Origin of the sequence: Pseudomonas solani (assembly GCF_026072635.1) — a bacterium.
GTDB classification, from domain to species: domain Bacteria; phylum Pseudomonadota; class Gammaproteobacteria; order Pseudomonadales; family Pseudomonadaceae; genus Metapseudomonas; species Metapseudomonas solani.
On record NZ_AP023081.1, the window covers coordinates 1,850,441 to 1,875,700 of the forward strand.

20 protein-coding genes are annotated in these 25,260 nt (G+C 67.5%); 5 read left to right on the forward strand and 15 right to left on the reverse strand.

Translation table 11 applies throughout. The features are described from left to right. Positions 1 to 3: 3 nt before the first annotated feature. The 5 genes from sstT to PSm6_RS08540 form a co-directional block, all read right to left on the reverse strand. Complete coding sequence (gene sstT, locus PSm6_RS08520) at positions 4 to 1,248, reverse strand: serine/threonine transporter SstT (RefSeq protein WP_265170027.1); 1,245 nt, start codon at positions 1,246 to 1,248, stop codon at positions 4 to 6. Between the two features lie 454 nt (positions 1,249 to 1,702). Next, positions 1,703 to 2,140 carry an acyl-CoA thioesterase gene (locus tag PSm6_RS08525; protein WP_021218620.1) on the reverse strand — a complete coding sequence of 146 codons (438 nt, stop codon included), beginning with the start codon at positions 2,138 to 2,140 and terminating at the stop codon, positions 1,703 to 1,705. Between the two features lie 10 nt (positions 2,141 to 2,150). Beyond that, positions 2,151 to 3,314 carry an iron-containing alcohol dehydrogenase gene (locus tag PSm6_RS08530; RefSeq protein ID WP_043240458.1) on the reverse strand — a complete coding sequence of 388 codons (1,164 nt, stop codon included), beginning with the start codon at positions 3,312 to 3,314 and terminating at the stop codon, positions 2,151 to 2,153. 97 nt (positions 3,315 to 3,411) lie between these two features. Further along, complete coding sequence (locus PSm6_RS08535; protein WP_043240455.1) at positions 3,412 to 5,202, reverse strand: acyl-CoA dehydrogenase C-terminal domain-containing protein; 1,791 nt, start codon at positions 5,200 to 5,202, stop codon at positions 3,412 to 3,414. A 1-nt stretch (position 5,203) separates the two neighbouring features. Then, entirely contained in the window at positions 5,204 to 6,442 is a 1,239-nt protein-coding gene (locus PSm6_RS08540; protein WP_265170028.1) for a 3-hydroxyacyl-CoA dehydrogenase, read from the reverse strand. Between the two features lie 126 nt (positions 6,443 to 6,568). On the opposite strand from PSm6_RS08540, the gene PSm6_RS08545 reads away from it, so the two are divergent. Next, complete coding sequence (locus PSm6_RS08545; protein ID WP_265170029.1) at positions 6,569 to 7,471, forward strand: LysR family transcriptional regulator; 903 nt, start codon at positions 6,569 to 6,571, stop codon at positions 7,469 to 7,471. A 266-nt stretch (positions 7,472 to 7,737) separates the two neighbouring features. Then, on the forward strand, positions 7,738 to 8,256 hold the full coding sequence (locus PSm6_RS08550; protein WP_265170030.1) for a hypothetical protein: 519 nt from the start codon (positions 7,738 to 7,740) through the stop codon (positions 8,254 to 8,256). A 69-nt stretch (positions 8,257 to 8,325) separates the two neighbouring features. On the opposite strand, the gene PSm6_RS08555 is transcribed toward PSm6_RS08550, so the two are convergent. From PSm6_RS08555 to PSm6_RS08570, 4 genes are all read right to left on the reverse strand, one after another. Then, the gene (locus PSm6_RS08555) at positions 8,326 to 10,266 is read right to left on the reverse strand and encodes a RecQ family ATP-dependent DNA helicase (protein ID WP_265170031.1); all 1,941 of its coding nucleotides are present in this window, start codon (positions 10,264 to 10,266) and stop codon (positions 8,326 to 8,328) included. A 280-nt stretch (positions 10,267 to 10,546) separates the two neighbouring features. Beyond that, positions 10,547 to 12,091 (reverse strand): phosphoenolpyruvate carboxykinase, encoded by a 1,545-nt coding sequence (locus tag PSm6_RS08560; RefSeq protein WP_021218613.1) that lies wholly within the window; start codon positions 12,089 to 12,091, stop codon positions 10,547 to 10,549. A 481-nt stretch (positions 12,092 to 12,572) separates the two neighbouring features. Continuing rightward, a complete protein-coding gene (gene hslO / locus PSm6_RS08565; RefSeq protein WP_184489775.1) occupies positions 12,573 to 13,460 on the reverse strand; it encodes an Hsp33 family molecular chaperone HslO in 888 nt (295 codons plus the stop codon). Between the two features lie 106 nt (positions 13,461 to 13,566). Next, on the reverse strand, positions 13,567 to 13,977 hold the full coding sequence (locus tag PSm6_RS08570; protein ID WP_021218611.1) for an RNA-binding S4 domain-containing protein: 411 nt from the start codon (positions 13,975 to 13,977) through the stop codon (positions 13,567 to 13,569). A gap of 131 nt (positions 13,978 to 14,108) precedes the next feature. Here PSm6_RS08570 and rimB point away from each other — a divergent pair, with 131 nt between their 5' ends. Together rimB and rimK are read left to right on the forward strand one after the other, a co-directional pair. Beyond that, positions 14,109 to 14,585: a retropepsin-like aspartic endopeptidase RimB gene (gene rimB, locus PSm6_RS08575; protein ID WP_021218610.1), complete on the forward strand. Its 477-nt coding sequence runs from the start codon at positions 14,109 to 14,111 to the stop codon at positions 14,583 to 14,585. Beyond that, positions 14,582 to 15,487: a 30S ribosomal protein S6--L-glutamate ligase gene (gene rimK, locus PSm6_RS08580; RefSeq protein WP_021218609.1), complete on the forward strand. Its 906-nt coding sequence runs from the start codon at positions 14,582 to 14,584 to the stop codon at positions 15,485 to 15,487. The genes rimB and rimK overlap by 4 nt, the downstream gene beginning before the upstream one ends. A gap of 262 nt (positions 15,488 to 15,749) precedes the next feature. On the opposite strand, the gene PSm6_RS08585 is transcribed toward rimK, so the two are convergent. From PSm6_RS08585 to ompR, 6 genes are all read right to left on the reverse strand, one after another. After that, positions 15,750 to 16,493, reverse strand: coding sequence for a SapC family protein (locus PSm6_RS08585; protein WP_021218608.1), 744 nt, complete (start codon positions 16,491 to 16,493; stop codon positions 15,750 to 15,752). Between the two features lie 25 nt (positions 16,494 to 16,518). Beyond that, on the reverse strand, positions 16,519 to 16,680 hold the full coding sequence (locus PSm6_RS08590) for a hypothetical protein (RefSeq protein ID WP_021218607.1): 162 nt from the start codon (positions 16,678 to 16,680) through the stop codon (positions 16,519 to 16,521). Then, positions 16,631 to 20,287, reverse strand: coding sequence for a bifunctional diguanylate cyclase/phosphodiesterase (locus tag PSm6_RS08595; RefSeq protein ID WP_307735129.1), 3,657 nt, complete (start codon positions 20,285 to 20,287; stop codon positions 16,631 to 16,633). Before PSm6_RS08595 ends, PSm6_RS08590 begins: the two co-directional genes overlap by 50 nt. After that, complete coding sequence (locus tag PSm6_RS30345) at positions 20,257 to 20,457, reverse strand: hypothetical protein (RefSeq protein WP_307735130.1); 201 nt, start codon at positions 20,455 to 20,457, stop codon at positions 20,257 to 20,259. Before PSm6_RS30345 ends, PSm6_RS08595 begins: the two co-directional genes overlap by 31 nt. A 161-nt stretch (positions 20,458 to 20,618) precedes the next feature. Further along, positions 20,619 to 21,932 carry an ATP-binding protein gene (locus tag PSm6_RS08600; protein WP_043240429.1) on the reverse strand — a complete coding sequence of 438 codons (1,314 nt, stop codon included), beginning with the start codon at positions 21,930 to 21,932 and terminating at the stop codon, positions 20,619 to 20,621. A gap of 76 nt (positions 21,933 to 22,008) precedes the next feature. Then, positions 22,009 to 22,779, reverse strand: coding sequence for an osmolarity response regulator transcription factor OmpR (ompR, locus tag PSm6_RS08605; RefSeq protein ID WP_371877119.1), 771 nt, complete (start codon positions 22,777 to 22,779; stop codon positions 22,009 to 22,011). A gap of 153 nt (positions 22,780 to 22,932) precedes the next feature. Here ompR and PSm6_RS08610 point away from each other — a divergent pair, with 153 nt between their 5' ends. Then, the gene (locus tag PSm6_RS08610) at positions 22,933 to 25,254 is read left to right on the forward strand and encodes a Tex family protein (RefSeq protein ID WP_021218603.1); all 2,322 of its coding nucleotides are present in this window, start codon (positions 22,933 to 22,935) and stop codon (positions 25,252 to 25,254) included. The last annotated feature ends 6 nt before the right edge of the window (positions 25,255 to 25,260 follow it).

Genomic DNA, 25,260 nt, shown 5'->3' on the forward strand with positions numbered 1-25,260 from the left:
GGATCAGCCGATGTGCGCTTCGCCCGGCTCGTCGACATCGCCGCTGGCGATGCAGGCCGCGGCGGTGAACAGCACGTCGGTGGAGGAGTTCAGCGCGGTCTCGGCGGCGTCCTGGAGGATGCCGATGATGAAGCCCACCGCCACCACCTGCATCGCCACCTCGCTGGGAATGCCGAACAGGCTGCACGCCAGCGGGATCAGCAGCAGCGAACCACCGGCCACACCCGAGGCGCCACAGGCGCAGATGGACGCCACCAGGCTGAGCAGGATGGCCGTGGGGATGTCCACCGCGATGCCCAGGGTCTTCACCGCCGCCAGGGCCAGCACGGTGATGGTGATCGCCGCACCGGCCATGTTGATGGTCGCGCCCAGGGGGATGGACACCGAATAGGTGTCCTCGTGCAGGCCGAGCTTCTTCGACAGTTCCAGGTTCACCGGAATGTTGGCCGCCGAGCTGCGGGTGAAGAAGGCGGTGATGCCGCTCTCGCGCAGGCAGGTGAGCACCAGCGGGTAGGGGTTGCGGCGGATCTTCCAGAACACGATCAGCGGGTTCACCACGAAGGCCACGAACAGCATGCAGCCCAGCAGTACCGCCAGCAGGTGGGCGTAGTCGGCCAGCACCTTGAGGCCGTTCTCCGCCAGGGTCGAGGCCACCAGGCCGAAGATGCCCAGCGGGGCGAAGGCGATCACCACGCGCACGATCAGCGACACGCCGTGGGACAGGTCGCTGAACACCGCGCGGGTGGTCTCGCTGCCCTGGCGGATGGCGATGCCCAGGCCCACGGCCCAGACCAGGATGCCGATGAAGTTGGCCTGCATCAGCGCCGTCACCGGGTTGGCCACCGCGCTGCCCAGCAGGCTCAGCAGCACCTCGGAAATATTGCCGGGCGGCGCCAGGTCATTGGCCGCCGCGCTCAGGTGCAGGGTCGAGGGGAACAGGCTGGAAGCCAGCACCGCCACCACCGCCGCCGAGAAGGTGCCGATCAGGTAAAGGAACAGGATCGGGCGGATATGGGTGCGCTCGCCCGGCTTGTGGTTGCCGATGGCGGCGATCACCAGGACGAACACCAGTACCGGCGCCACAGCCTTCAGCGCAGCGACGAAGAGCTTGCCGAGCAGGCCCACGGCCTGGGCCGCCGCCGGCAGGAACACCGCCAGCAGGACACCGGCCACCAGGCCGATAAGGATGCGCGTGACCAGGCTGGTGCCCTTCACGCGCTGGAGCATGGAGCGTTTTTCAGACGTCATGGCAGATTCACTGAACAGGGGCCGCAAACACGGCCGATACCCAAGATGCCCCGTCGCGCCACCCTGGCCCGGCAGGATGGAAGAAGCACCAGGCCGCAAGGTCTCTGCCCTGCAGTCAGTGGAAGCGCAACGGATTTGCCGCGCATTCTGCGGGCAGAAGCCCATTTAGGGTAGAGCGACCGGTCAGCGCACCCCGCCAATGTCGCCATTCCGGTCGTTCGGAGTCGATCTGGTGAAAAACCCGGCAGGCAGGATGCTGCGGGATACCCCGCTGCCCGAAGCCATCCGAGAGGGGTTCACCGTAGGATGGGTAGAGCGAAGCGAAACCCATGCGGTAGCCGGCGAATCCGGATCGATGGGTTTCGTACCTCGCGGAACGCCGCCCGCCCCATCCTACGAAATGACGAGCCGTAGCCCGGGCTTCAGCCCGGGAATGGTTGTGCCGGCACTGCGATCAGCCCGGGACCACCAGCTCCGCCAGGGCGGCGCGCAGGCGTTCGGGGATGGGCACGGGGCGGTTGCTGGTGCGGTCGACGAAGACGTGGACGAAGCGGCCAGCGGCGCAGGCTTCGTCTTCGCCGGCCTTGAAGATGGCCAGTTCGTACTGCACCGAGCTGTTGCCCAGCTTGCCGACACGCAGGCCCACTTCGATGCGCTCGGGGAAGGCGATGGAGGCGAAGTAGTCGCAGGAGGAGCTGACCACGAAGCCGACGATCTCGCCGTCGTGGATGTCCAGGCCGCCCACTTCGATCAGGTAGGTGTTCACCGCGCTGTCGAAGAAGCCGTAGTAGACGACGTTGTTCACGTGGCCGTAGACATCGTTGTCGTGCCAGCGGGTGGTGATCGGCTGGAAGTGGCGGTAGTCGCTGCGCAGGTGCTGGGGCTGGCTCATGGAGGTCCTTTCAATAGGCGGCTTGGTAGATCGCGAGGGCATCGCGCTCGCTGACTTCGCGCGGATTATTCACCAGCAGGCGCTGTTGCAACATGGCGTCGCTGGCCAGCTGCGGCAGCATCGCCTCGGCGACACCGGCATCGCGCAGGCGCGTGGGCAGGCCGCTGCGCTCGCTGAAGTCGGCCAGTTCGAAGATCAGTTGCTCGGTGAGGTGCAGGGCGTTGCCCGGCTGCAGCTTGCGGCCCAGCACCAGGGGCGCCAGTTCGGCATAGAGCGGCGCGGCGACCTCGGCGTTGAAGCCGAGCACATGGGGCAGCACCAACGCATTCGAGAGGCCATGGGGGATGTGGTAGTGCCCGCCCAGGGGATAGGCCAGGGCATGCACCGCCGCCACCGGGGCGTTGGCGAAGGCCTGACCGGCCAGGCAGGCGCCCAGCAGCATGGCCTGGCGCGCCTCGCGGTTGCGGCCGTTGTGCACCGCCTCGTCGAGGTTGGCGCAGAGCAGGCGCAGGGCCTCGCGGCCGAGCAGGTCGGACATGGGGTTCTTTTTGTGCCGGCTGGTGTAGGACTCGATGGCGTGGACCATCGCGTCGATGCCGGTGGCGGCGGTCACCGCGGCGGGCAGGCCGAGGGTGAGGTCGGCGTCGAGCACCGCCAGGTCCGGCAGCAGCAGCGGCGAAACCACGCCCATCTTGGTGGTCTCGCCGGTGGTGATGATGGCGATCTGGGTGACTTCCGAGCCGGTGCCGGCGGTGGTCGGCACCTGGATCAGCGGCAGGCGCCGGCCCCGGGCGTTGCCGACGCCGTAGATGTCCTTGAGCGCCTGCTTGCAGTCGGGGTGGGCCAGCAGCGCCACCAGCTTGGCCACGTCCATGGAGCTGCCGCCGCCGAAGCCGATCACCAGCTCGGCGCGCAAGGCCTGCGCCTGCTCCACGGCCTGCAGCACCACCGCCTCGGGCGGGTCGGCCTGCACCTGGTCGAAGATCTCCACCGCCACGCCGGCGGCGGCGAAGCCCGGGAGGATGGGGTCGAGCATGTTCAGCCGGGTGATGCCCGGGTCGGTGACGATCAGCACGCGATGGGCATCGCGCTCACGGCACAGCTCGGCCAGGCGGAGGGCGGAGCCGGATTCGCAGAGGATCTGCGCGGTGGTGGCGAAGCTGAAGGGCTGCATGGGGTGGCCTCTTGTTGTTGTGCTGTCGGGTTTGGCTGAGCGGGGGCTGCACAGGCGGGGTGACGGCGTCGACCGCCCTCCCGCCGGTTGGACTCCATCAGAACGCGAAATGCGCCTCCGGCAGGGCCATCAGGCAGTCCGCGCCGCCCAGCAGCGACTCGCGGTGGCCACTGGCGCGGGGCAGCAGGCGGCGCACGTAGAAGCGCGCGCTGTGCAGCTTGGCCTGGTAGAAGTCCGCCTCGCCGGTGCCGCCGTCCAGGGCGTCCTGGGCGCGGGCGGCGGCCTGCAACCAGAGCCCGGCCAACAACACATAGGCCGAGTACTGGAGGAAGTCCACCGAGCAGGCGCCGATTTCCTGTGGGTCGTGGCGCGCGCGGTCGAGCACGGTGGCGGTGAGGTCGCGCCATTCCTTGAGGCGCGCCAGCACGGCGCCGGCCAGTTCCGCCAGCTCGGCGCGGCCGGCCTGGGCCTCGGCCATGGCGGCCAGTTCGTCCTGCAGGGCGTACAGCTCGGCGCCACCGTCGCCCATCAGCTTGCGGCGGATCAGGTCGAGGGCCTGGATGCCGTTGGTGCCTTCGTAGATCTGGGTGATGCGGCTGTCGCGCATCAGCTGCTCCATGCCCCATTCGCGGATGTAGCCGTGGCCGCCATACACCTGCACGCCGAGGCTGGCCACTTCCTGGCCCATGTCGGTGAAGAAGGATTTGACGATGGGTATCAGCAGCGCCGCGCGCTTGCCGGCGGCCTTGCGCGCCGCCGCGTCGGGGTGGCCGTGTTCCAGGTCCAGCTGGCGCCCGCAGTAGGCGGCGAGCAGCCGGCTGCCTTCCACCAGGGTCTTCTGGGTCAGCAGCATGCGCCGCACATCGGGGTGGTGGATGATCGGGTCGGCGGCCTTGTCGGGCTCGGCGGCGCCGGTCAGGGCGCGGGATTGCAGGCGCTCACGGGCGTAGGCCAGCGCACCCTGGAAGGCGCGTTCGGCGATGCCCAGGCCCTGCAGGCCGACCTGGAAGCGCGCGTCGTTCATCATGGTGAACATGCAGGCCAGGCCCTGGTTGGCCTCGCCGATCAGCCAGCCGGTGGCGCCGTCGAAGTTCATCACGCAGGTGGCGGCGCCCTTGATGCCCATCTTGTGCTCGATGGCGCCGCAGGACAGGGCGTTGCGCGCGCCGGGCGTGCCGTCGGCGTTGGCGACGAACTTGGGCACCAGGAACAGCGAGATGCCCTTCACCCCGGCCGGGGCATCGGGCAGGCGCGCCAGCACCAGGTGGACGATGTTGTCCGAGAAATCCTGCTCGCCGCCGCTGATGAAGATCTTGCTGCCGCTGACCCTGTAGCTGCCGTCCGCCTGGGGCTCGGCGCGGCTGCGCAGCAGCGCCAGGTCGGTGCCGGCCTGGGGTTCGGTGAGGCACATGGTGCCGGTCCAGGTGCCGCCGACCATCTTGTCCAGGTAGCCCTGCTTGAGTGCCTCGCTGCCGTGTTTATAGAGCGCCAGCACGGCGCCTTCAGTGAGGCCGGAATAGACCCGGAAGGACAGGCTGGCGGCCATCAGCATCTCGTGGAAGCTGGCGGCGACCATCTGCGGGAAGCCCTGGCCGCCGTGCTCCACCGGGCCGGTCATGCTGGCCCAGCCGTTGTCGCAGTACTGCTTGTAAGCCTCGCGGAAGCCCTTGGGCGTGGTCACGGCGCCGCCTTCGAGGGTCACGCCCTCTTCGTCGCTGGCGCGGTTCAGCGGGGCGATCACTTCACCGGCATAGCGCGCGCCTTCTTCCAGCACGCCATCGATGAGTTCGCGGTCCAGACCGTTGCCCAGCAGCTCGCAATGGCCGGCGACGTCGAAGACCTCATGGAGCACGAAGCGCATGTCGCGCAGGGGGGCGGTGTAGCTCATCTCAGGCGTCCTCTTGGCAATCGGCGAAGCGGCGGCCTTCGGCGGCCAGGCGCTGGATCAGGGCGGCGGGTTGCCAGTGCAGGCCGAAGCGGCCGGCGAGGTATTCCAGGCGCTCACGGATGGCTTCCAGGCCCTGGCCATCGGCCCAGCTCATGGGGCCGCCCTTGTCGGCAGGGAAGCCGTAGCCGTTGAGGTAGACGGTATCGATATCGGCACTGGACGCGGCGATGCCCTCTTCGAGGATCTTCGCGCCTTCGTTGACCAGGGCCAGCAGGCAGCGCTCGAGGATTTCCTCCTGGCCGATGCTGCGGCGCTCGAAGCCGAGCTGCTCGGCCACCTGCAGCACCAGCGCATCCACTTCCGGGTCGTGCTCGGCCTGGCGGCTGCCTTCGGCGTAGCGGTAGTAGCCCATGCGCGACTTCTGGCCGAAGCGGCCGAGGGCGCAGAGGCGGTTGTCCACCTGCACCGCCGGGTCGTCCTGGCCCTGGCCGGCCAGTTCGCGGGCACGCCACTCCAGGTCGATGCCGACCACGTCGTACATGCGGAACGGGCCCATGGCGAAGCCGAAGCCCTGCAGGGCGGCGTCCACCTGATGGGGGTAGGCGCCTTCGAGCAGCATCATCCGCGCCTCTCGCACATAGGTGTGGAGCATGCGGTTGCCGATGAAGCCGTCGCAGTTGCCGGCGATGACGCTGACCTTGCCCATGCGCTTGCCCAGCACGAGGGCGGCGTCGAGCACCGGCTTGGCAGTCTTGGCGCCGCGTACGATCTCCAGCAGCTTCATGATGTGCGCGGGGCTGAAGAAGTGCAGGCCGAGAACCTGTTCCGGGCGCGCGGTGACGGCGGCGATGGCGTCGATATCCAGCGCCGAGGTGTTGCTGGCGAGGATCGCCGACGGCTTCAGCCGGGCGTCCAGCTCGCGGAAGATCTGCTGCTTGAGCTCGAGGTTCTCGTACACCGCCTCGATCACCAGGTCGACATCGGCCAGGGCGTCGTAGTCGGCCACCTGGGTGATGCAGGCGCGACGGGCGGCGGCCTGGGTTTCGTCGATGCGGCCCTGGCGCACATTGTGGGCGTAGGTGTCGGCGACCACGCCCAGCGCCTGCACCAGCATCTGCGGGTTGTTGTCCAGCCACAGCACCTGCACGCCGGCGTTGGCCAGGCTCATGACGATGCCCCGGCCCATGGTGCCGGCACCGATCACGGCGGCTTGTCGAATGTCGTTGGGGCTCTGGGTCATCGCATCGTCCTCTTGTTGTTCTGACAGGGCGCAGGCCTGCGCGCGGGGAAACGAAAATCGCCAGACACCTTAAGGAAGCCGGTACTATTTTTGAAATTTAGTCTTGTGATAGGTCGTATTTCCACGGTGAATATCTCCACGTTCGATCTCAACCTGTTGCGCGTGCTCGACGCCCTGCTGCGTGAACGCAATGTCTCCCGCGCCGCCGAGCGCCTATCCCTCAGCCAGCCAGCGGTGAGCAACGCCCTCAACCGCCTGCGCGAGCTGCTCGGCGACCCGCTACTGGTACGTGTGGGCCGCAGCATGCAGCCCACCCCTCGGGCACTGGCCCTGGAGGCGCCGATCCGCACCGCCCTGGCGCAGATCGAGCAGAGCCTTTCCGCCGGCGAGGCCTTCGACCCGGCCAGCAGCCGCCAGCGCTTCAGCATCGCCGTGACCGACTACGTGGAGCTGATCTGCATGACCCGCCTGCTGGAGCGCCTCGCGGTGCTGGCGCCGGGGGTGCAGATCGCCATCAGCCACCTCAGCCCCAGCCTCCCCGCCGAAGCGCTGGACAAGGGCGAGCTGGACCTGGTGCTGGGGCGCTTCCAGAGCATTCCGCCGCGCTTCGCCAGCCGCCGCTGGATGAGCGAAACCCTGCGCCTCACCGCCCGCCGCGAGCACCCGTTGCTGCGCGGTGAGCCGGACCTGGAAAACTTCCTCAGGCTACGCCACCTCTGGGTGCATGGCGGCCAGACCAAAGGCATGGTCGACCTGTGGCTCGCCGAGCGCGGCCTGACGCGACAGATCCTCTACACCACGCCGAACTACCTGCAGGCGGCGCACATCGTCGCCGGCAGTGACCTGGTGGCGGTGCTGCCCACGCAACTGGCCCAGTACTTCGCCCGCCTGCTGCCGCTGGAGCTGCACGAACTGCCCTTCGCCGTGGGGCCCTTCCACCTGGATGTGGTCAGCGTGCAGGCACGGGAGCGGGACGCGGCGCTGCAGTGGCTGATCGGGCAGATCCTCGAATTGGGCGAACCCGGCTGAGGGCCTACCGACGAACGGTTGCCAGGGCGTTTTCCGCACGTCCGTACCACCTTGCAGATTCACCCCAACGACGCCGATCGCCGGCAGCCCCCATGAGCCGGGCGATGCAGGCGCGAGGGGAGGTTCCTGAGCGAAGCGGCGGGACAGGCGCAGGGGAGAAAAGTGCTAGACGATCGAGTCACCAGCCTTATGCGGGATCGGCCTAAAAGAAGGGTTTGCCTCGCCGTAGACTGAAACTCCCAGGCCAAAAAACCAGGGAGAACCCAATGGCTATCGCAATCACACCCTTAGGCCCGACGCCTTTTTTCAACGACACGCCGCTTACGCGGACCAATGACGCACTGGCGGTCAACGCCCAGCCCGGCGTGACCTCCGCCAACGCCATCGACACCCGTAACGAGCGGGCGCGTATCGCCCGTGAGGAAGCCCAGCAGCAGTTCGAAGAGAACCAGCAGCTGGCCCGGGAACGGGCGCAGGACCTGCGGGAAGTGCAGGCCCAGCAGCTCCGTGAGAACGCCGCCGAGACTGCCCGTCTGCAGCAGCAACAGCTCCAGCAGCAGCGGATCGCCGACTACGTCGAAGCCCAGCAGACCGATGACCTGAACCCCAACAACCCGCTGTCCGGGGACTTCATCGCCCGTCAGCGTCTGCAGCTGGACGGCAACCAGCAGGCCTTCACCCAGCCCGACCTGGGGCTGGTGACGCCGAGGCTGGCCAACCAGGCCATCTCCACCTACCAGGCCGTGCAGCAGCCCAGCTTCAGTGACCGGGCACTGGTGGCCTAACGAGGCGGTAGGCAGGCCATGGCCCGTGCCTGGTACGGGCCGTGGTGGATCCCTGGGCTGAAGCCCAGGCTACCGATCGAGCTGACGGCTGACCCAGTCGCGCACCTGAGCGTAGGGATAGTCCTCCAGCGCGGCGAAGCCCGGCAGGTTGCGGGCCTTCAAGCGGGTGAAGATTGGCGTGGCAAGGCCGCAGAGGAAACGGGTGAGGCTCTCCGCACCCGCATCGCGGCCGTCGTGTTCGTGCTGGCGCTGGCGGAATCCGTCGCAAAGCGCGGCGAAATTCTTCCCCTCCAGCGCGGGCAGCGCCGCCGGCTCGGGCAAGCACGCCACCTGGCCGCGGCACACCGAGCAATGCCCGCAAGCGGCGGGCGCCTGGCGGTCGCCGAAGTAGGCGGCCAGGCGCTGGCTGAGGCAGGTGTCGCTGGCGAACAGTTCCAGCATGGCGTTGATGCGGTTGATCTCGCTGGCTTCCTGGCGCTGGAAATAACCATGCAGCTCGTCCGCCAGCACTTCGGCATCCCAGTCGCTGCGCAGCGAGGCATAGACCTCGGTCATCTGCTTGCTTTCCAGTTCGATCCAGCCGCGCTCCTGGAAGAAATCCAGGGCCTTCACCACCCGTGCGCGCTCGGCTTGGTGCTCGTTGTAGAGCCGGTCGAAATCCACCGTGCTCCAGGTGCGCGCCCGTTGCGAGGTGCTCACCAGCGCCTCGACGAACTGGCGCCGCTCACCCTCGAACTTGGCCACCAGCGCCTCGGGCTCCACCAGGTACTTGAAACGGTATTCGGCGAAGTAGGCGAACAGCGGCGCGATGATGCCGCGCAGCTCCAGCTGCACCAGCAGGGTCTTCAACGGCAGCTGGCGGATGTTGCTCTGGTCGGACAGGGCATTGAGGGTCAGCTCCCAGCGCCCACCCTCCCCGGCCGCGCCCTTGAGCTCCTGCAACACGCGGAGGATGCCATCGCGCTCCGGCGTGTCGCCGTAGACGAAGTTCTCCAGCACGCTGAGGCCGTCGCGGTTGGCCAGCACCAGGCATTCCGAGCGCTGGCCGTCGCGCCCGGCACGGCCGATCTCCTGGCTGTAGTTCTCCACTGACTTGGGCAGGTCATAGTGCACCAGGTTGCGCACGTCGCTCTTGTCGATGCCCATGCCGAAGGCGATGGTGGCGACGATCATGTCCACCTGCCCGGCCATGAAGCGGCGCTGCAGCGCCTCGCGCGCCTCATGGCCCATGCCGGCGTGGTAGGCGGCAGCGGAAAGGCCGCTGCGCACCAACGCCTCGGCCACCTGCTCGGCGGTTTTCTGCAGGGTTACGTAGACGATACCCGGCTGGCCCTTGCGCGGCGCCAGCCACTGCACCAGGCGCTGCATGCGCGCCGGGCCGGCCACCGCCTCGACGGCGAGGTCGAGGTTGCTGCGGTAGAAGCCGGTGGTGACCACGTCCTCGTCGGCGATGGCGAACTTGGCCTGCATGTCGGCAATCACCGCCGGCGTCGCCGTGGCGGTCAGCAGCAGCGCCTGGGGAATGCCGAACTGGCGCTGGTAGTCCGGCAGCTTCAGGTAGTCGGGGCGGAAGTTGTGGCCCCACTCGGAAATGCAGTGGGCCTCGTCCACCACCAGCAGGGAAATCGGCACCTGCTGGATGAAGCCACGGAAGCGCTCGTTCTTCAGGCGCTCCACCGAAATCATCAGGATCTTCAGCTCGCCCGAACGCGCCCGCGCCATGACGGCGGCGGCTTCCTCGCGGCTCTGCGCGGAATCGATGCTGGCGGCGGCGATGCCGTGGCGATGGAGGAAGGCCAACTGGTCCTGCATCAATGCCAGCAGCGGCGAGACCACCAGGGTCAGGTGCGGCAGGTGCAGGGCCGATAGCTGGTAGCACAGCGACTTGCCCGAGCCGGTGGGGAAGATCGCCGCCGTCGAGCGGCCGGCCAGCACCGAGCGGATGGCCGCTTCCTGGCCGGGGCGGAAGGCGTCGTAGCCGAAGGTGGCGGCGAGGGTGTTGCGAGGCATGGCTTCACTCCATCGAAAGGGGCCGTCGATCATGGCCAGAAGCGCAACGCAGCAGCGCCGCGACAGTGCAGGGCGTTGGCCTGTATGCCCGTAGGATGGCGTAGAGCGCAGCGAAACCCATCATCGCCCGCTCCTGGCATCGCAGCCCGGTTCAGGCACCGCCGGTGGACGGAAAAAGCGTCATCCACCCTACGCCACCCTCGACTCCGAGCACCCGGGAATTCCCGTGGCGACCAATGAAAAAGCCGCCCGGAGGCGGCTTCTTCTACAACGGGCTCGCTTACAGCTGCGGGCCGGCGTTGCGGATGGCGTCGGAGACGTCGAACTTCTTGAAGTTCTCGATGAACTTCTCGGCCAGGCCCTTGGCGGCTTCGTCGTAGGCAGCCTTGTCAGCCCAGGTGTTGCGCGGGTTGAGCAGGTTGGTCTCGACGCCCGGAACGGCCTTCGGCACGTCCAGGTTGATCAGCGGCAGGTGCTCGGTTTCGGCACCGATCAGAGCGCCGCTCTGGATGGCCGCGATCACGCCACGGGTGGTGGGGATGTTGAAGCGCTTGCCAACACCGTAGCCACCACCGGTCCAGCCGGTATTGACCAGGTACACCTTGGAGCCGAAGCCCTTGATGCGCTTGATCAGCAGCTCGGCGTACTCGCCAGCCGGGCGCGGGAAGAACGGTGCGCCGAAGCAGGTGGAGAAGGTCGACTTGATGCCGCCGCCGGAACCCATCTCGGTGGAACCCACCAGGGCGGTGTAGCCGGAGAGGAAGTGGTAGGCCGCCTGCTCGTTGTTGAGGATCGACACGGGCGGCAGTACGCCGGTCAGGTCGCAGGTCAGGAAGATCACCGCGTTCGGCTCGCCGGCACGGTTGGCCTCGACGCGCTTCTCAACCAGCTCCAGCGGGTAGGCCGCGCGGGAGTTCTGGGTCAGGCTGTCGTCGCTGTAGTCGGGCAGGCGGGTTTCCGGGTTGAGCACGACGTTTTCCAGAACGGCACCGAACTGGATGGCTTTCCAGATTACCGGCTCGTTCTTCTCGGACAGGTCGATGCACTTGGCGTAGCAGCCGCCTTCGATGTTGAACACGGTGCCCACGCCCCAGCCGTGCTCGTCGTCACCGATCAGGTAACGGCTTTCATCAGCGGACAGGGTGGTCTTGCCGGTGCCGGACAGGCCGAAGAACAGGGTGGTGTCGCCGTCTTCGCCAACGTTGGCAGCGCAGTGCATCGGCAGCACGTCTTTTTCCGGCAGCAGGAAGTTCTGCACGGAGAACATGGCTTTCTTCATTTCACCGGCGTAGCGCATGCCGGCGATCAGCACTTTCTTGGCAGCGAAGTTGAGGATCACGCAGCCATCGGAATTGGTGCCATCACGCTCCGGTTCGCAGACGAAGTTCGGGGCATTGATGATCTGCCATTCCTGGCGGGCCTGCGGGTTGTACTGTTCCGGGTTGATGAACAGGCAACGGCCGAACAGGTTGTGCCAGGCAGTCTCGGTGGTCATCTTGACCGCCAGGTAATGCTCGGGATCGGAACCGACGTGAACGTGGGAAACGAAACGCTCGCGCTCGGTCACATAGGCTTCGACGCGGGTCCACAGGGCATCGAACTTGTCGGCCGGGAACGGACGGTTGATGGCGCCCCAGGCGATCTTGGAGTCGGTGCTCGGCTCCTGGACGATGAAGCGGTCAGCCGGAGAACGGCCGGTGCGGTGACCGGTCCTAACTACCAGCGAACCGTTGGCGGCCAGCTCACCCTCGCCACGGCGAATGGCCTCTTCGACCAGTTGCGCGGCGCTGATATCGGTGTACACGGCGGTATTGGCTTGCGTCATGTGGTTCCCCGTCGGCGAGAGGCCGAGTCCTCCAATCAAATATGTAGTGGGCTATGCGACCCGCTACAGCGAAAAAAGTGCGCCGGATTATGCCAGAGGAACTATGGCTTAGGCGAGATGACTGGACGTAAGGCAGACGATACGGGCGTTTCAGTCAGACCGGGCACCCGGCAGCGCGACTCAGGCACGCGCTCGACCGACGAACGGATAGCTGGAAATGACCATTTCCAACTCACCGGTCACGAGCGGAACGGCAAGCGTCAAGACGAGGCCAGACGGGCGCTGGCGGAGATATCCACAGGCCCGAGGGGCGCTACGACACACTACAAATTGGTAGGAAACTTATTAGTTTGGCCAGATAGCTGGAAGCCTGAAGCTGGAAGCTTGAAGAAAGAGCAGAGCAGCCTCCAACTTCTAGCTTCCGACTTCCGGCTTCCGACTTCCGGCTTCCGGCTTCCGGCTTCCGGCTTCCGGCTTACGATCAGTGTTTTGTGCTTGATGGCGCCGCGCTGCCGCCGCCGGCGAACAGCTGGGCCACGTCGGCGGCGTCGAAGCTGTAGCGCTGGTTGCAGAACTGGCAGTCGATCACCACCGTGCCGCCGTTCTCCTCCAGCAGGGCGTCGGCGTCGGCGTGGCCGAGGCTGACCAGGGCGTTGGCCGAGCGCTGGCGCGAGCAGCTGCAGCGGAAGCTGATGGCGAGGGGGTCGAACAGGCGCACCTGCTCCTCGTGGTAGAGGCGGTGCAGCACGGTTTCGTTGTCCAGGCTCAGCAGTTCCTCAGCGGTGAGGGTGTCGGCCAGGGCGGTGAGGTGTTGCCAACTGGCGGCACGGGCTTCCGGGTCCTTGAGGCGGTCGGCCGGCAGGGCCTGGAGCAGCATGCCCCGGGCGTTGCGGCCATCGGCGTTGAGCCAGAAGCGGGTCGGCAGCTGTTCGGAGTTGGCGAAGTAGGCCGAGAGGCTTTCCGCCAGGTTGGCGCCTTCCAGGCTGACGATGCCCTGGTAGCGCTGGCCCTGCTTGGGGTCCACGGTGAGGGTCAGCACGCCTTCGGGCATCAGCTCGTGCAGGCCGGCTCCGGCCACCACCTGGTCGGCGTGGTAGCGGGCGATGCCGCGCAGTTCGCGGTCGCTGGAGCATTCCACCATCAGCAGCGGCACGGCGCCGGAAGAGCGCGCCTGGAGCACCAGCAGGCCGTCGAATTTCAGCGTGCCCACCAGCAGCGAGGCGGCGGCGAGCATTTCGCCGAGCAGCTGCGCCACCGGCTCCGGGTAGGGGTGCTTGGCCAGCACGTGGGCGTAGCTCTCGCCGAGGGAGGCCATTTCGCCGCGCACGTCGGTATCGTCGAAAAGGAAGCGCTGGGTGTTATCGGACATGACGGACTCGCTGCGTCTGGGGGCCTGCTCGGCCGAAAGGCTGGCGATTTTAGGTGCAAACCCCCGAGGCGACCAAGCGCCGGTTGTCTACCGGCCCCATGGCGGCTCAATCGTCGACGAAGTCACCGGAGCCGCCGCGCAGGTAGTGGATCTGCCGGCGCTGCTTCTTGGTCGGCCGGCCTTCGGTCTGCACGCCCAGGGCGCCGGCCTTGCGCATGGCGGCCGCCTCTTCGCGGCGGCGCACGCTGTCGGCGGTCTCCTCATAGAGGGTCTGCGCCTCGGGCGCGCCACGGCGCACAACGGACAGCGCGCGGACCACCACCGTGCGCTCGTCGAATCCGGTGCGGATCACGTACTCGTCACCGATGCGCGGCTCCTTTCCCGGCTTGCAGCGGTCGCCCCGGTGGTGGACCTTGCCGCCGTCGATGGCTTCCTTGGCCAGGGCGCGGGTCTTGTAGAAGCGCGCCGCCCACAGCCATTTGTCGAGGCGTACCTTGTCGTCGTCTTTGTCGCTCATGCCACGGTTTCCATGCTGGCAGGCTGCACTGGCTCGCAACCTGAAAATTTGCGTCCCGGGCGCACGCCGGGCCGGATGCAGTTGTCACAAGGGGCAACTAGAATGCCGACAACTTTAGCGGAAAGCCTGCATTGAAGACTTTCGACCAACTCTCCGTGATCGGCCTGCGTGAATGGATAGCCCTGCCGGAACTCGGCATGGTCGGCCTGCGCGCCAAGATCGACACCGGAGCCAGCACCTCCACCCTGCATGCCAGCGACATCGTGCCCTTCGAGCGCGACGGCGAGCGCTGGGTGCGCTTCACCGCGCACCTCGGCACGCTGGTGCAACGGCGCCACCGCTGCGAGGCGCAGGTGGTGTCGGTGAAGACCATCAAAAGCTCCAACGGCCAGGCCCAGAGCCGCTACGTGATCAGCACCACGGTCGCCCTGGGCGATCGCGCCTGGCCGATCGAGTTCACCCTGGCCTGCCGCAAGACCATGCGCTATCGCGTGCTGATCGGTTCCAAAGCCCTGGTGGACGGCCAACTGGTGGTCAACCCGGCCCTTAGCTACGTACAGGACAAGCCGACCCTACCGGCCTTCGACTCCCTTCCAGGTGCCCAATGAGAATTGCCGTTCTGTCGCGCAACCCGCGTCTCTATTCGACCCGTCGCCTGGTGGAAGCCGGCCAGCAGCGCGGGCATGAGATCCAGGTGATCGACACCCTGCGTGCGTACATGAACATCGCCAGCCACAAACCGCAGATCCACTACCGCGGCCAGCCCCTGGAAGGCTTCGATGCGGTGATCCCGCGCATCGGCGCCTCGGTGACCTTCTACGGCTGCGCCGTGCTGCGCCAGTTCGAGATGATGGGCGTGTTCCCGCTCAACGAATCCGTGGCCATCAGCCGCTCGCGGGACAAGCTGCGCTCCCTGCAACTGCTCTCGCGCAAGGGCATCGGCCTGCCGGTGACCGGCTTCGCCCACTCCCCCGACGACATCCCCGACCTGATCCGCATGGTCAACGGCGCCCCGCTGGTGATCAAGGTGCTGGAAGGCACCCAGGGCATAGGCGTGGTGCTGTGCGAGACGGAAAAGGCGGCGGAATCGGTGATCGAGGCCTTCATGGGCCTGAAGCAGAACATCATGGTGCAGGAATACATCCGCGAGGCCGGCGGAGCCGACATCCGCTGCTTCGTGGTGGGCGACAAGGTCATCGCCTCGATGAAGCGCCAGGCCAAGCCGGGCGAGTTCCGCTCCAACCTGCACCGTGGCGGCAGCGCCAGCCTGATCAAGATCACCCCGGAAGAACGCATGACCGCCATCCGCGCCGCCAAGGTCATGGGCCTGTCGGTGGCCGGCGTCGACATCCTGCGCTCCAACCACGGCCCGCTGGTGATGGAGGTGAACTCCTCCCCCGGCCTGGAAGGCATCGAAGTGACCACCGGCAAGGACGTTGCCGGGATCATCATCGAGCACCTGGAAAAACACGCCGGCCCCAATATGACCCGCACCAAGGGCAAGGGCTGAGCCCGTCCCGCCGGGTTGCACCCGACCTACCCGGTGCGCTCCCGTAGGGCGGGTGAAACCCGCGAATCCCAAATCACATGGCAAGGGTGGACGTCGCTCTTCACGTCCACCAACGGGGTCGCACCCAGCACATCCCGCCATACGCCGAGTCCATCCAGCGCCCACACAAAAGCCGCCGGGTTTCACCCGACCTACGGATGCATCAAGGAAGTCGTTGTGCTGAAACAGGCTCCGCCCCCGGCCGGGAGCGGAGCCGCGCCCATCAATGGGTGGTGGTTTCGCCGGCCGCTTTCTTCGCCAGGTAGTGGGCGAACAGCTGGTTGGCGTTGCCCAGGGAGATCAGGTGGGCGTAGATCCAGCCGAGGAAGCCGGATTTGTGCAGGTCCAGCACCTTGTCGTCGGAGAGGGCCAGGAAGCGCTCCTCGTCCACCGCCAGGAAGTCGCTGAGCACGAAGCTCTCACCATTGCTGTGGCTGAGCTTGAGGCTGCGGGTGGAGAGCAGTTCCAGCTCGTTGAGCTTGTCGACGAAGCGGCGGGTGCGCTCCATCTCGGTGGTGAAGTTCTGCAGGAACTGGATCATCTCTTCGAGGAAGGGGCTGTTCTGGCCTTCTTCGTCGAACAGCTCGCGGCCCTCTTCCTCGTTCCAGCCCGAGTAGGCGGCGTCGAAGCAGACGGTGAAGTTCTCCGCACTGTCCTGGGCCAGGACGAAGGGATAGCGACGCACGAAGGCCGGGATGTAGCAGTTTTCCTGCCACAGGTTGTTGGCGTCGACGTAGCCGTTGTGGCCGGCCTTCAGGCCCAGCAGCGCGATGGGCACGGCCTGGGCGCCCTCACCGATGAACACGATCGGGTAGTGGCGCGACGCCTGGAAGAACTCCAGGCCGGCCAGAGGCACCAGGTGGGTGCTGGAAGCGAATTCGCTGTTCTGGAGGCTGGCGAGTTTCAGCGAGCGGTGCTCCTCGCGGTTCAGCGCCTTGATTTCCTTGTACAGCAGCAGCGTGGTCATTACGTGGGTCTCCTGAGAAAAACGATTAACGGATGACGATCTGCGCCAGGACCTGTCCGCTGTCCTGATCGGGCACCACATCCTTGAGGGTATTGGCCGCCACCAGGCTGATGCTCAGGTGGCGACCCCAGTTGAAGTTAAGACCAGCGCCGACGCTTTGCAGCGCCGGCCCCGCATGTCCGGGCATCCCTGCATGCGGGAACAGGCTCAAGGGGCGCGCTGCCGCAGCCAGTCGAGGAAGGCCGCCTCATCCAGCGGCGGGCTGAAGTGGTAGCCCTGGCCGAGGGCGCAGCCCAGGGCGCGCAGGCTCTGGTACTGGCCCGGGCTTCGATGCCTTCGGCCACGCATTCCAGGCCGAGGTTGTGGCCGATGGCGAGGATGGTGTCCACCAGCGCGGCGTCGCTGCCCGCCAGTTCCAGGCCTTCGACGAAACTGCGGTCGATCTTCAGGCGGTCCAGGGGCAGGCGCTTGAGGTAGGTGAGCGAGGAATAGCCGGTGCCGAAGTCGTCGATGGCGAAGCGCACGCCCAGGCGCTTGAGCGCCTGCATGGCGGCGATGCACTGCTCGACGTCTTCCAGCAGGCTGCCTTCGGTGATTTCCAGCTCCAGGCGCTGGGCCGGCACGCCGTGGCGCTGCAGGCAGTCGCTGACCCGGGCGACGAAATCACCCTGGCGCAGGTCGCGAGGGCTGACGTTGATCGCCATCACCAGCTCGGGCCACTGCGGCAGCCACTGGGCCAGGCTGGCGCAGGCGCGGTCGAGCACCCAGTCGCTGAGTTCGAGGATCAGCCCGGTCTCTTCGGCCAGGGCGATGAACTGGCTCGGCGGCACCACGCCTCGGGTGGGGTTGCGCCAGCGCAGCAGGGCCTCGGCGCCTACCACGCGCTCGTCGGCGAGGGACAGCTGCGGCTGGAATTCGAGGAACAGCTGGCCCCGGGCGACGGCCTGGCGCAGCTCGCTTTGCAGCTGCAGGCGCTGGTCGATGGCGGCCTGCATGGCCGGGGCGAAGAAGTGCAGCGCGTTGCGGCCGCCCTGCTTGGCCCGGTACATGGCGGTGTCGGCCTGCTTGAGGACGTCGGCCGCACCCTGGCGCTCGAAGGGGTGCAGGGCGATGCCGATGCTGGCGCTGACCGACAGCTCGTGCTCGCCGATGCGGTAGCTGCCGTGCAGGCTGTGGAGCAGCTTGGTGCCCACTTCGGCGGCGTATTCGGCGGTCTGTTCGGGGCTGTCGGCCAGGGCTTCGAGCAGCACCACGAATTCGTCGCCGCCCAGGCGCGCCAGGGTGTCTTCGGCCCGCAGACAGCTGGCCAGGCGCGCGGTGACTTCACGCAGCAGGGCATCGCCCACCGGATGGCCAAGGCTGTCGTTGACGGTCTTGAAGTGGTCCAGGTCGATGAACAGCAGCGAGCCGTAGCGGCCTTCGCGCACCTCGCGGGCCATGGCGTGCTGCAAGCGGTCGAGGAGCAGGCGGCGGTTGGGCAACCCGGTGAGTTCGTCGCTGTAGGCCAGGCGTTCGATCTCGCGCTGGTAGCGCTGGCGCTCGGAAATGTCGGTGATGCTCAGGCGGATCAACGGCGCGCCGCCACCCGGCAAGCGCACCAGGCGCACTTCGCAAGGGCGCACGCGGCCGGCGACATCGCGCATCAGCCACTCGAACACCGGCGCCTCGCCGGCCAGCGCGGCCTGGGCGTAGGCGTGCCCGACATCCCGCGACGGGCGGCCATCGGCCTGCAGCAGCGGGCTGAAGCTGGTGGGCATGCGCCCCATCAGCTCCTCGCGGGGCAGGCCGTAGAGGCGTGCGGCGTTTTCGTTGGCTTCGGTGATGCCGCGCTCGACGTCGAACACCAGGATCGCCTCGGGGGCGTGCTCCACCAGGATGCGGTAGCGCGCCTCGGCCTCGCGGCGGGCGCTGACGTCTTCCACCAGGGCCAGCAGCGCATGGAGACGGCCGTCGGCGTCCCGCACGGCGCGGACGTTGATGCGGGTGTAGATGACGCTCTCGTCGGGCCGCAGGAAGCGCTTGTCCAGCTCGTAGCCGTCGCGCTGGCCGCTGCGCACCTGGTGCAGCAGGGCCAGCTCGGCGCCACGGTCGTCGGGGTGGGTGATGCTCAGCCAGTCGGCGCCCTGGAGCATTTCGCGGGAGCGGCCGAGGATGCTGCACAGCTTGAAGTTGACCTCTTCCCAGCAGTGCTCGGGCGAGCACAGGGCCATGCCGATCAGCGGCGCCTCGAAGAACAGGTGCAGGCGCTCGTCGCGCTCACGCTGGCGGCGCTCGGCGCGCTTCAGCTCGGTGAGGTCCTGGACCGCGCCGTAGATGCGGATCACCTGCTCGCCGTCGTGCTCGGCCAGGCCCTTGAGGCGCACCCAGCGGTAGATGCTCTTGGCGGTGACGATGCGCAGTTCGATGTCGAAGGGGTCGGCGGTGCGCAGCACATGGTCGAGGGTGGCCTGGGCGCGGGCGCGACTGTCCTCGTCGAAGTAGTTCATCGCCTGTTCCAGGTTTGGCGCGCCGCCCACGGGGTCCAGGTCGTAGATGCGGAAGGTGCCTTCGCTCCAGAACATCTGCTCGCCGGGCAGCTCCAGCACCCAGCCGCCGATGTCGGCGATGGCTTCGGTCTGGCTCAGCAGGTGGGTCTGGCGCAGCAGTTCCTCGCGGCGCACGCCCAACTCCTCGGCGAGCATCTCGCGGCGGCTGACGTCGTGCTGCAGGGCGACGAAGTGGCTGATGCCATGGTCGTCGTGCATCGGCGCCAGGGTCACTTCGTTCCAGAACAGGCTGCCGTCCTTGCGGTAGTTGCGCAGCACCACCTGACAGGGCTCGCCGCGCCGGATGGCGGCCAGCAGGCGCGGCAAGTCGGGCTGGTTGCGGTCATGGCCGACCAGGAAGCGGCAGTTGCGCCCCAGCACCTCCTTGCGGCTGTAGCCGGTGATGCGCTGGAAGGCCGGGTTGCAGTACGTCAGGGGAAAATCAGGCTGGCGCGCGTCGACGATGATCACCCCCAGCGGGCTGGCTTCCAGGGCCAGGCTGTTCAGCGCCAGGGCCTGCTGCATCTCGTTGCGGCGGCGCAGCTCCAGGCGCAGGTCGCTGAGGGAGCGGCCCACCAGCAGGGTGGAGACCATCAGCAGCAGCACGCTGAAGTGCAGTTCGATGCGCTGCGGCTCCAGCCACTGCGGCGCCTCGCCCAGCTCGCGGAGGATCGGCAGGGCGAGCACGGTGGCGGTGGTCAGGCCGGCGCCGCACAGGGCACCGGGGAAGCCCCAGACCAGCGCCAGGCTGAGCATCACCAGGCCGATCAGCGGCAGGGTCAGCAGCAGCGGCATCACCGCGATGGCCAGCGGCAGGGCGATACACAACACCAGCAGCACCGGCCAGGGTGGCAGCCTGAGCATCGATTCGGGCAGCCGCGAGTAAGTGCCCAGGGCGCAGCGCCGACGGCGCAACCAGGGCGTCAGGTAGGTGAGCAGCGGCAGGGCGATGACCAGGGTGGTGAGACTGTCGCCCAGCCACATCAGCAGGCTGGCGGTGCCCCAGGCTTCGGGCTTGATCACCCCGGTGAGCAGAAGACTGCCCTGCACCCCGGTGGACACCAGGGTCACCGGCACCAGCACGCCGAGCAGCATGAAGCGCAGCAGGCTGGAGAAATCCGCCAGGGCGACATCGAAGCGCGACGACCGCAGGAGCAGCCAGCCGACGGCGATGCTGAGGGTTTCGGGCAGGGCGTAGAAGGGCGCGAGGCGCCAGTCCAGCCCCCACAGCGGCGCGCTCAGCGCGGCATTGAGAAAGACCGCGAGCAATACCCGGGGCCCCACCACAGGCAACCCACCAGGCCCAGGGAAAATGGCAGGTACCAGAGCGCCACGCCGCCGGAAACCTGAGTGCCCAGGGAGAGCCAGGTGGCGATGTGCAGCAACGGGAGTGACGACCACCAGGTCCAGTTGGGCAAGCGGGCTTGAGCGGCGGGCATTGTGACCTCATGTCTACGCGCGCTAGAGGATAGTCCAGGGCGCCTAGAGTACGTGGGTCAAGGCAAAGTGACACTATACAAACGCAAGCGCCGACCGCCGCCTGACGGAAGGCGCGGCCGGCGGCGCGGAGGCTCCGGCACAGGCGGCCGGGGCGCGGTGATCAGGCGGCGTCGCGGGGCAGCAGCAGGCCGATGGGCAGGCACACGCGGGCTTCAAGGCCGCCGCCGGAGCGGTTGCGCAACTCGACGCTGCCGCCGTGCAGCGCGGCGATGCGCTTGACGATGGCCAGGCCCAGGCCGGTGCCCTTGCCGCCACGGGCGCGGTCGCCGCGGATGAAGGGGTTGAAGATGTCGCCCAGCTCCGCCGGGTCGATGCCCTGGCCGCGGTCGAGGACACTGAGGACGATATAGGGCGCGGTGTGATCACCCGCCACGAACGCCGCCACTTCGACGCCGTTGCCGCCATATCGCAGCGCGTTCTCGATCAGGTTCACCAGCAGGCGCTTGATCGACACGCGCCGCAGCGGGAACGGCGGCAGCGGTTCCAGGCACAGGCGCACGCGCTCCTCGTGCTGGTTGTAGGGCGCCACCACCTCGCGCACCAGCTCGCCCAGGTCGAGTTCTTCCTGGCGCTCGTCGCGGCCGTCGCGAATGAAGGCGAGGAACTGGTCGAGGATGGCGTCCATGTCCTCGATGTCGCGGACCATGTCCTCGGTCAGCTCGCTGTCGCTGCTCATCAGCTCCAGGGACAGGCGCAACCGCGTCAACGGGGTGCGCAGGTCGTGGGAGACGCCGGCCAGCATCAGCTCGCGCTCGCGGGCGGCCTGCTCGACGTCCTCTGCCATCTGGTTGAAGGCGCGGTAGACCTCGGTCATCTCGCTGGGGGTGTCGCTCACCGGCAGGCGCACGCTGCGGCCCTGGCCGAGCTGGCGGGCGGCGAACACCAGGCGCTTGAGCGGGGCGTTGAGCTGGCGCACGAAGATCCAGGCGGCGGCGGTGGACAGCAGGCCGATGCCGAGGAACCAGCCGAGCACGCTCCAGATGCGCTGCCCCCGCAAGGGGTGTGGATACAGCGGGATGCGCACCCAGTCCGGGCCCAGCGCCGGGGCCTGGACCCAGAGCGCCGGCGGGCTCTTGGCGCGCAGGCGCACCTCGGTTTCGGGGCCGAGCTCGGTCTGCATCTGCCGCTCGAAGATTTCGCTGTAGGGCCAGTGCTGCTCGCTGGGCGGCACGGCGTCGCGGGTCACCCGCTTGAGGCCGGCGGCCTTGGCCAGGTCATCCCGCTCGGCTTCGCTGGCGGCCCAGTAGGCGCGCAGGGTCAGGGCCGCGCCGTGGCTGTACTGGCGATCCACGAGGACGTCCTCGTTCATCATCAGGTAGACCAGGGTCAGGGCCTTGGAAAACAGCACGACGATGAGCACCAGCCAGAGGGTGCGGGAGAAGAAACTCTGCGGGAACCAGTACGGCGCTTTCATCGGGTTTTCCGGGCAGGAGGCTCAGACGCCTTGCACAGCAGTGCCGCGCCCGGGAATACGGGCGCGGCGGGGTGGGTCACTTGTTGCCGTCGGGCACGAACACGTAGCCGACGCCCCAGACGGTCTGGATATAGCGGGGCTTGGACGGGTCGGGCTCGATCAGCCGGCGCAGGCGGGAGATCTGCACGTCGATGGAGCGCTCCAGGGCGTCCCATTCGCGGCCACGGGCCAGGTTCATCAGCTTGTCGCGGGTCAGCGGCTCGCGGGCGTGCTGGACCAGGGCCTTGAGCACGGCGAACTCGCCGGTGGTGAGCATGTGCACGTCCTCGCCCCTTTTCAGCTCGCGGGTGGCCAGGGACAGCTCGTACTCGCCGAAGCTCACGCTCTCGTCGGCAGCGGCGGGAGCGCCGGGTACCTGAGGTGCCTGGCGGCGCAGCACGGCCTTGATCCGCGCCAGCAGCTCGCGCGGGTTGAACGGCTTGGCCAGATAGTCGTCGGCGCCCAGTTCCAGGCCCTGGATACGGCTGGACTCGTCGCCCTTGGCGGTGAGCATGATGATCGGCACCTGGTTGTTCGATGCGCGCAGGCGGCGGCAGGCGGACAGGCCGTCCTCGCCGGGCAGCATCAGGTCCAGGACCACGAGATTGAACAGCTCGCGGGCCAGCAGGCGGTCCATCTGCTCGACGTTTTCCACCGCGCGCACGCGGTAGCCCTGCTCCTCGAAAAAGCGCTCGAGCAAACGACGCAGACGCGCGTCGTCGTCGACGATCAGGATCTTTTCGCCCTCGGCATTGGGGATGCTGCTCATGTTCTCTCCTGGTTTCTCAAGCGCGGCATTATTACTCAGCGCCGGTGTCGCGCGGCTCGACCATTGTTAGCAGATTTTTCCCCGAACGGTGCCCTGGCCAACGCAACGGGGTGTTTATAATGCGCCGCTTGTTTCCCGACCGAGGCCAGGCCCGGCCGGTCTTTCGTTGGTCATCAGGTGTGTCTTTTTCATATGGAAAGCATCAACAACCGAATCGCTGAAGAGCTGGGCGTGCGCCCGCAACAAGTCGCCGCTGCCGTTGCCCTGCTCGATGAAGGCTCCACCGTTCCCTTCATCGCCCGCTACCGCAAGGAAGTCACCGGCAGCCTGGACGACACCCAGCTGCGCAACCTGGAAGAGCGCCTGCGCTACCTGCGCGAGCTGGAGGACCGCCGTGGCGCGATCCTCTCCAGCATCGAGGAACAGGGCAAGCTGACCCCGGAACTGGCCCGCGAAATCAAGCTGGCCGACACCAAGACCCGCCTCGAAGACCTTTACCTGCCGTACAAGCAGAAGCGCCGCACCAAGGGCCAGATCGCCCTGGAAGCCGGCCTCGGCGAGCTGGCCGACGCGCTCTTCGCCGACCCGACCCTGGCGCCGGAAACCGAAGCCGCACGCTTCATCGATGCCGAAAAGGGCTTCGCCGACACCAAGGCGGTGCTCGAAGGCGCCAAGTACATCCTCATGGAGCGCTTCGCCGAAGACGCCACCCTGCTGGCCAGCCTGCGCAGCTTCCTCAAGGACAACGCCACCCTCACCGCCCGCCTGGTGGCCGGCAAGGAACAGGAAGGCGCCAAGTTCAGCGACTACTTCGAGCACGACGAGGCCCTCAAGGGCGCGCCGTCGCACCGCGCCCTGGCGATCTTCCGTGGCCGCAACGAGGGCGTGCTCAGCGTCGCCCTGAAGGTCGGCGACGAGCTGCCGGGCACCATGCACCCCTGCGAAGTGATGATCGGCGAGCGCTTCGGCGTGAAGGACCAGGCCCGCGCCGCTGACAAATGGCTGGGCGAGGTGGTGCGCTGGACCTGGAAGGTCAAGCTCTACACCCACCTGGAAACCGACCTGCTGGGCGAACTGCGCGAAGGCGCGGAGACCGAGGCGATCAACGTCTTTGCCCGCAACCTGCACGACCTGCTGCTGGCCGCCCCGGCCGGCCCGCGCGCCACCCTGGGCCTGGACCCGGGCCTGCGTACCGGCTGCAAGGTCGCGGTGGTCGACGCCACCGGCAAGCTGCTGGAAACCGCCACCGTCTACCCCCACGTGCCGCACAACAAGTGGGATGACACCCTGGCCACCCTGGCCAAGCTCTGCGCCAAGCACGGCGTGGACCTGATCGCCATCGGCAACGGCACCGCCAGCCGCGAGACCGACAAGCTGGCCGGCGAACTGATCAGCAAGATGCCGGGCCTGAAGATGACCAAGATCATGGTCAGCGAGGCCGGCGCCTCGGTGTACTCGGCCTCGGAACTGGCCGCCAAGGAATTCCCCGACCTGGACGTGTCCCTGCGGGGCGCCGTGTCCATCGCCCGCCGCCTGCAGGACCCCCTGGCCGAGCTGGTGAAGATCGAGCCCAAGTCCATCGGCGTCGGCCAGTACCAGCACGACGTGTCCCAGCTGCAGCTGGCGCGCAGCCTGGACGCGGTGGTGGAAGACTGCGTGAACGCCGTGGGCGTGGACGTGAACACCGCCTCCGCCGCCCTGCTGGCGCGCATCTCCGGCCTCAACGCGACCCTGGCGCAGAACATCGTCGCCCACCGCGACGCCAACGGCGCCTTCAAGACCCGCGAGGAGCTGAAGAACGTCAGCCGCCTGGGCGAGAAGACCTACGTGCTGGCCGCCGGCTTCCTCCGCGTGATGAACGGCGACAACCCGCTGGACGCCTCCGCGGTGCACCCGGAAACCTACCCGCTGGTGCAGCGCATCGCCGCCGACACCGGCCGCGACATCCGCTCGCTGATCGGCGACTCGGGCTTCCTCAAGCGCCTCGACCCGGCCACGTTCACCGACGAGACCTTCGGCCTGCCGACCGTCACCGACATCCTCAAGGAACTGGACAAGCCCGGCCGCGACCCGCGTCCCGAGTTCAAGACCGCCGAGTTCCAGGAAGGCGTCGAGAGCCTCAAGGACCTCAAGCCCGGCATGGTGCTGGAAGGCGTGGTGACCAACGTCACCAACTTCGGCGCCTTCGTCGACATCGGCGTCCACCAGGACGGCCTGGTGCACATCTCCGCGCTGTCGGAGAAGTTCGTCAAGGACCCGTACGAAGTGGTCAAGGCCGGCGACATCGTCAAGGTCAAGGTCATGGAAGTGGACATCCCGCGTAACCGCGTCGGCCTGTCCATGCGCATGAGCGACACCCCCGGCGAGAAGGTCGATGGCCCGCGCGGCGGCGGTCGTTCGCAGGGCGGCCAGCGTGCGGATCGCGGCGCACCGCGCCAGCAGCAACAGGCGGCGCCGACGAACAACGCCATGGCCTCGCTGTTCGCCAACGCCAAGCAGATCAAGAAGAAGTGAGCTGAG